Origin of the sequence: Legionella feeleii (genome assembly GCF_001467625.1) — a bacterium.
GTDB classification, from domain to species: Bacteria; Pseudomonadota; Gammaproteobacteria; order Legionellales; family Legionellaceae; genus Tatlockia; species Tatlockia feeleii.
The window spans coordinates 148,437-154,583 of record NZ_LNYB01000085.1; the positions used below are offsets into that span (position 1 = coordinate 148,437).

Here is a 6,147-nt window from a genome sequence, read left to right on the forward strand (position 1 = left end):
GGTATCATCATGTTCGACGAATAAATAATCATGCTCGCCCTCGTATTCTTCGCTTAAAAATTCACGGGTAATCGCCTTAAATTGCCCGCGCTCGGTGCCTGGTGGCGCACTGAATACATAGTGAACCGTATCACGGGAATTCTTACGATTATCAAAATAAGAGGCTTGCCATGAGGCGAGTAAATCCATTGATTCCTCACGAGTCAACAGAAGCGTTTTATCCTGCGTTTCCAGCGGTAAATCAAAATCCCTGCTGAGGTATTGAAGATGCCCCATTACTTTATCAAAGCCTTTCCCATAGCTCGTCACTTTAATAACGGCCTGCTGAACGCCTGAGGCAATTCGAAGCTGCTCTGAAAGGGATAAGCGCTGATAGGATAGAGGCGCATTAGTTCGCTTATAGTACTTAATATCCGCAGGAATTCTTAAGGACTTTTTCCTTGCTCGCTCGCCTGCTTTTCGACTCCTCTCTTCCTCATGGATTGAAGGGGATACAAAGCGTCTTGTCTGCCATGAATCGTCAAGGAAATCATGCTCATCATCATGACCTTTTCCCATGATTTACCACCTCCTGATAGCGATTAACAGTGTGCGATACGTACCCTTTTAACTGCTCATTCACCTCCCGAACAAGGGATGATAAGCGCTTAATATACTCAGGCGATAACGGCGAATTTTGTTTATTATCACTGTTCATTCTTGCAGTAATCTGATTAAGATTTCTCGCCATGCCTGTTAACTGTCTTATCGCTTCACGAAATGCCGTCATTTCTTCATCCGTTAAATCAGGTCCCATACCAATATAATCGCGCAAAAGTTTGCGCATTAAGCGGCTTTTATTGGGTCTGCCAAATAGGGAAATACTTGCTGAATCAGCGCCTGACCATTCCTCTTCGGTTAAGCGAATTCGCATGGATTTTGTTTTAATCATATTTATTCCATTTCTTCTTGTTTTTTTTATTCCGCAGGCCGAAAGGTTGAGGATGATGGTTGATTTTCAACCATCGGGGAATTGGGTATTTTTTATAAAATGTCCCACACTTCCCCTATCCCGCCAACCTTAACTAACCTCTTCGATTGTGGTATCATCATAGCATTGGATGTAAGCTCTTAACAGGCTGATTCTTTTCTAAAATTTTGGTTGACAACAGGGAGATGGTTTTATGAATACTAACGAAAAATCTGAGTTTGAACGAATCTATGGAACATCCCTTATGACCAATCCCGCAGCAAATTATTATCCTGCTGAATACTCCTCTGAGAAGACACATTACAAAGCCCCCACGCTGCTCGATAAAGCTTTCTTTCATGTGAAGGAAAAAATGGCCATTGACTATGCCATTAAAGAAATTTCTTTTGCCGTTGTGGCACTTATAACCTATGTTTTTATGCAAAACACAGGACGCATTGCCTCTCTAAAAGGCTTTGGCTCTCTCATTGGAATTGTGCTCCTTTGTGCACTTGCCTATAACCTCTTTAAAGCCTCCCTTAAATCACTCGCTCCAGGCGTTGTTTGTTTGGTTGGCGGGTTGGTTTTATTAGCCACAAATATCCATCAGCAGTTTTTTACCTTTCTCACTAAAGAATCCATTGAATATATTATTGGAGCGGGGGCTTTTTTTATTGCAATGGCGTTGTTTGAATCAAACAACTATCGGGGATAAACAGGGTCTTTTATGCAGAGAATAGTAGATTGGTTATCCGTGCTGGATTAACTGCTGTTAAGTCCAGTGCTTAGTCCTTGTAAATTCAATTAAATTTTCTTTAAATCCACTTGGATTGGTAATTTAAATCAGTTAGCATGGCAGCTGTCTTTTTATCATGGAGCCAATCATGCCGTTAATTAACAATAAAATTTCACAGCGAAAAGAAAAAATTAAAGTCGAGATTAATTCCGATACACTGGCGCAAATCAATGCCTACTGTCAGTGGGCTTCTATTGATGATATCGGATTTTTTATAGAAGAAGCAGCGCACTTTATCTTTGCAAAAGACAAAGACTTTAAAGCCCATCAGAAAGCCATTAAGCGACAGGTAAAAAACAGTGATGTCTTAGCTTAATCTCTTTTTACTGATGAACTATTTTATGGAAGGATACAATGAAAATAATTTTGCTAACCTCGTTAATAATTATCTCTCCTCTCACTTTGGCCAAAAGCTATTATGAGCCACATCATATCCAGGTATTTAAAGAAAAAGGGGTGTGTGATGGTTGCGATTTAAGCGGATTCGATCTAACCACAAATAAGAATGGTCCTATTGTACTGAAAAACAGTAATTTGATTCGCTCAAATTTTTACAGTCCGGGGAATCGTCAATACTCTGACTTCAGCAATGTGATGGGTCTTCGTTTCTCAATGTATGATGGTGAGTTTTCATACAGCAACTTCACCAATGCTGACTTAAGAAATGCTAATTTAAGATATAATAATTTCACTTCTGCTGACTTTACCGGCGCTAATTTAACCGGCGCAGATTTTTACCGAGTTAATCTCTATCACGCCAAAATATCTTCAGAACAATTAAAATCAGTTGAAAACATTTGCGGTGCCATTCTTCCAGACGGGACAGAAAAAGATTGTTAATCCTTAATCTAATTTCAAATTATTGCGCCTTAGTGAGCAGCATCGAAATGATGAAAACCAAAATGCAAAAAATCTTCAACTGTATACCCATCACTTTTTTCGAATTTTTTGATCATATTAATCGCACTTTATACGTGTAATACTTACGAAGCCTTCTTAAGCTCCACAATATAATTTAAATGTTGTTTCCTCAGTTGATCCCTAATAAGCAGCTCAATTAAAGGCTCAATAGAATATTCCAAAGCATCAGCAATTTTTTTCGCAAAACTTATACCTACATCTTTTCTATTATGTTCAACATCACTCAGAAATTGTTTGGAAACGCCTATTTTCTTAGCCAAATCAACTTGGGTAATTTCATCGCTTATCCTTAATGAGTGCACTAACCCACCAAAAGTCATATTTTCCCAAATATCTTTGGTTGCTTCCAAGGCATTTACGGTATTACTTGATTTAGTATTCATGAGGTGTTACCTCCTTAACTTCAATAAATTCAATTTGCCCATTACTTTTTATAATATAAATTGCTCGCCATTGCTTGTTTAATCGAATTGAACGCTGGCCTTTTCTATCCCCAAGCAAGGGTTCATCATGCCATCCCGGTCTTTTTCTTGTCTCCTCTACTCCCACTTTATTAACCGCAACTAACCAAGCTCGGAATTTTTCTTGTATATATATAGGTGTTCTTTTTAAATCCTTTAAAGCTTGTTTGGTTATTTGAATTTCAGTTATCACAGAAATACTCTTTTTATTTTAATTGTACACCTAATTGAGTGTACTTGCAAATCCAACTATTTTCTTTTCAGTGCCTGACCAATCTTTGTTTGAAATATTTATTTGAGGTATGCCCTAACCTGACTAAGCCCCAAGTATGAACAGATATCTAAACATACATTCTCTGTTACTAATTACTTTATACCAAAAAGTTCTATGAATTCATCATGGCATTGGAGTATCGAAAAACGACGGTTTTTCAATAATGCAAATTTCTATAAGAGCGTCCCATTAACTATCGCCCTACCCTCCTTCAGATTCCCATTTCAATATCAAAGTTTCAAAAGTCGATGAAGGTGGGAGTTTCTAATAGAGTTCAGTAAAACCACCATTTAAATGAACAAAGTTAGATCTTAAAACTGCCGCAAGAATATTTGAGGATAAAACACAGCAATTAAAAAAATTATCCGTCCCTTTCCTAGTCCAATAACTATAATTAACACTAGTTATATTTTTAATAGAAGCATATATGAGAAAGCTATTGTTATATAACGTAGATGTAGCATTAGAATATGCTGAAAATTCTTTCTCCGTGGGAGAATATACATTTTATAGCTCTGGCAAAGTAAATAATGGGAAATATCATTGTCAAAACGCGTACTTAACCCACAATGGCAAACAATTTGATTCTATTATTTATAAAGGAGGTATTTACGGGAATGAGAACTCACCTCGAAAAAGAAAACTAATTGAGGATATATTAGTTATCGGCTCCTTACTCACTGGTACAAATTGGGCATTATATTCCAGACGCAGGTACAATAATTTCTTTTTAGTCCCTTCACCATATTTAGCAAATATTCGAATTAATGGTAAAAAGAATATAGAAAATTACTTCGAAACATCCTTGAAGAGTTTATACAACCCAAATTGGCAAATACAGTTCGAAAATGGTTTTCATCTTAGAATGATCATAAATAGTGCAAACAACTACACACAAGAAAGCAGATTTTTAGCAAATGTAATCATTTGGGAATGGTTATATCCACACATCAATAACCCAAAAGGAGCAACATCTAAAGACGAATCAATTAATTTGAAAACTATATTCGAATTTATCCTATGCCATTATTGGCCATCACACCGTGAGAATATTGAACAGCATAAAGCATTTATTTTTCATGTCTTAAGAAATCAACTTGCCCATTCCGGAAAAATACCCATAAATAGGCATTATGCTGAATCCTGGATGAAAGAGCTTAAATGGGATAATCCCGATGATTATGGAATTAAAGATTATTTAAGTTTTTTTGATGTTCTTACGCAAATTATTGTATTAAAAACTTTGGATATAAATGCAGATGTCATCGCACCAAAGCTTCACAGTTTTCTGGATACTGGGCAATTAGCATTTTAGGATACATTTTCATCTTCAATGATTTGAACATGAAAACCATTAAATTATTAATTTGTAGAATTATAATTCAAAAATTCCCAATATTGTTTTATCCCAAACAGACATTCTCCCGAGTGGTCTAAAAAATAGTTGGACAATGCTTGGTTTATATTTAGTCATGAAAAGACCCTGCCTGTATTCTTTATTACACAAAGTCCTTTTGGAACTCTCGAACCTACTATACCAGGGGCTTTTCATGACTAAATATAAACCAAGCATTGTTCAACTATTTTTTAGCCAACAGTCGACGAAAGATTTGGTAAATTTAGATGGTGATTTTTGTTTATTCTAAATGGCAAATAAATAATCTAATTCAGGATAAAGACAAACCGGACTATTAATTCCAGCCTATTCAATGATATTGATTACACAAGATTATAAAGCAAGCAATGTCAGCAAATAATCCAGATCCCATGCAACACGCTTCAGCCTGGATCGTACGCTGCGTTTCTTACCCTCAGGCTGTTTTATTTTTACTAAGTTTAGCAATAGCCGTTTAGTTCGTGCAAAATTTTCAGCTGCTACATCATCATATTTTTTATCTTTATCATCATTAAGATGGACATCTAATTGCCAGTGATATTCATTTTCAATCGACCAGTGGTCGCGTACATAACGACTTAGATTTGGGTTATCCGCATCATGGCTTGTAACGTAATAACGCCATTGTGCAATGACTTCAGGGGTATTTGTGGTAGAGCTTATGGTTTCAGTGGCAATAATCGTTTTTATTCCAGTAAAAGCAAAAGGTTTTGCTTCTTCCGGTAAAGGATAAGCAAAATAGCGCCGTCGTACTGACCGACCATGGCTTTCATCAAAAGCATCCTCAATCAAATTACAGGGTTTTTCTCCATGTTCTTTTGAATAATCATGAACCGCCTGATATAAAGAAGGCTGATTTTTCTTCAAGCCAATAACAAAATCACCGCCTTTCTCAATTATCTTTTTTAAGATTTCTTCCTGACAACCTATAGCATCGATTGATATCGTGCAACCTTCTACTGTAAGTAAATCAAGAAGCAAGGGAATCGCTTTTATTTCATTTGATTTACTGTCCGTTCTGATATCTGCAAGTGATATTTTATTTGAAACACTCCAGGCACTTACCATTTGGATTGCTCGTATTCCCTTGGATGAGCAACGAGTTCCTCTTAATGTTTTACCATCAATAGGTATTTGTTCTTCCGGTGCTTTTTCTTTAATGACTATTCCTAAGGTTCCTTCAATCAAAGCGCTCCATGAACTGGGGTCAATCACTGAGAATACACGGCGGAACGTGCTGTAACAGGGGATTCCTGGCGACATATCTATATAGTTTGACAGCCAGTCTTTTCGTGATTCAGTGAATACAACCATATCATCCCAACTTTCTGCACCACAAAATATAGCGCA

General features: G+C 36.6%; 9 protein-coding genes. 4 read left to right on the plus strand and 5 right to left on the minus strand.

What is annotated here, in order from left to right:
• Together Lfee_RS12935 and Lfee_RS12940 are read right to left on the minus strand one after the other, a co-directional pair.
• A partial coding sequence (locus tag Lfee_RS12935) for a relaxase/mobilization nuclease domain-containing protein (RefSeq protein ID WP_193786962.1) occupies positions 1-558 on the minus strand: 558 nt, incomplete at its 3' end.
• Positions 542-931 (minus strand): MobC family plasmid mobilization relaxosome protein, encoded by a 390-nt coding sequence (locus tag Lfee_RS12940; protein WP_058447422.1) that lies wholly within the window; start codon positions 929-931, stop codon positions 542-544. The genes Lfee_RS12935 and Lfee_RS12940, both read right to left, overlap by 17 nt.
• 232 nt (positions 932-1,163) lie before the next feature.
• On the opposite strand from Lfee_RS12940, the gene Lfee_RS12945 reads away from it, so the two are divergent.
• The 3 genes from Lfee_RS12945 (at position 1,164) to Lfee_RS12955 (ending at position 2,585) form a co-directional block, all read left to right on the plus strand.
• Positions 1,164-1,664, plus strand: coding sequence for a hypothetical protein (locus Lfee_RS12945; protein ID WP_058447423.1), 501 nt, complete (start codon positions 1,164-1,166; stop codon positions 1,662-1,664).
• A 169-nt stretch (positions 1,665-1,833) separates the two neighbouring features.
• Entirely contained in the window at positions 1,834-2,061 is a 228-nt protein-coding gene (locus Lfee_RS12950) for a hypothetical protein (protein ID WP_058447424.1), read from the plus strand.
• A 38-nt stretch (positions 2,062-2,099) separates the two neighbouring features.
• A complete protein-coding gene (locus Lfee_RS12955; RefSeq protein WP_058447425.1) occupies positions 2,100-2,585 on the plus strand; it encodes a pentapeptide repeat-containing protein in 486 nt (161 codons plus the stop codon).
• A 143-nt stretch (positions 2,586-2,728) separates the two neighbouring features.
• On the opposite strand, the gene Lfee_RS12960 is transcribed toward Lfee_RS12955, so the two are convergent.
• Complete coding sequence (locus tag Lfee_RS12960; RefSeq protein WP_058447426.1) at positions 2,729-3,049, minus strand: helix-turn-helix transcriptional regulator; 321 nt, start codon at positions 3,047-3,049, stop codon at positions 2,729-2,731.
• Positions 3,039-3,320: a type II toxin-antitoxin system mRNA interferase toxin, RelE/StbE family gene (locus Lfee_RS12965; protein ID WP_058447427.1), complete on the minus strand. Its 282-nt coding sequence runs from the start codon at positions 3,318-3,320 to the stop codon at positions 3,039-3,041. The genes Lfee_RS12960 and Lfee_RS12965 overlap by 11 nt, the downstream gene beginning before the upstream one ends.
• 508 nt (positions 3,321-3,828) lie before the next feature.
• Between Lfee_RS12965 and Lfee_RS12970 the strand changes: the two genes are divergently transcribed.
• Positions 3,829-4,716, plus strand: coding sequence for a hypothetical protein (locus tag Lfee_RS12970; protein ID WP_058447428.1), 888 nt, complete (start codon positions 3,829-3,831; stop codon positions 4,714-4,716).
• A gap of 414 nt (positions 4,717-5,130) precedes the next feature.
• Here Lfee_RS12970 and Lfee_RS12975 read toward each other — a convergent pair.
• Positions 5,131-6,147, minus strand: a 1,017-nt coding sequence (locus tag Lfee_RS12975) for an ISAs1 family transposase (protein WP_193786963.1), incomplete at its 5' end; no start/stop codon positions are given.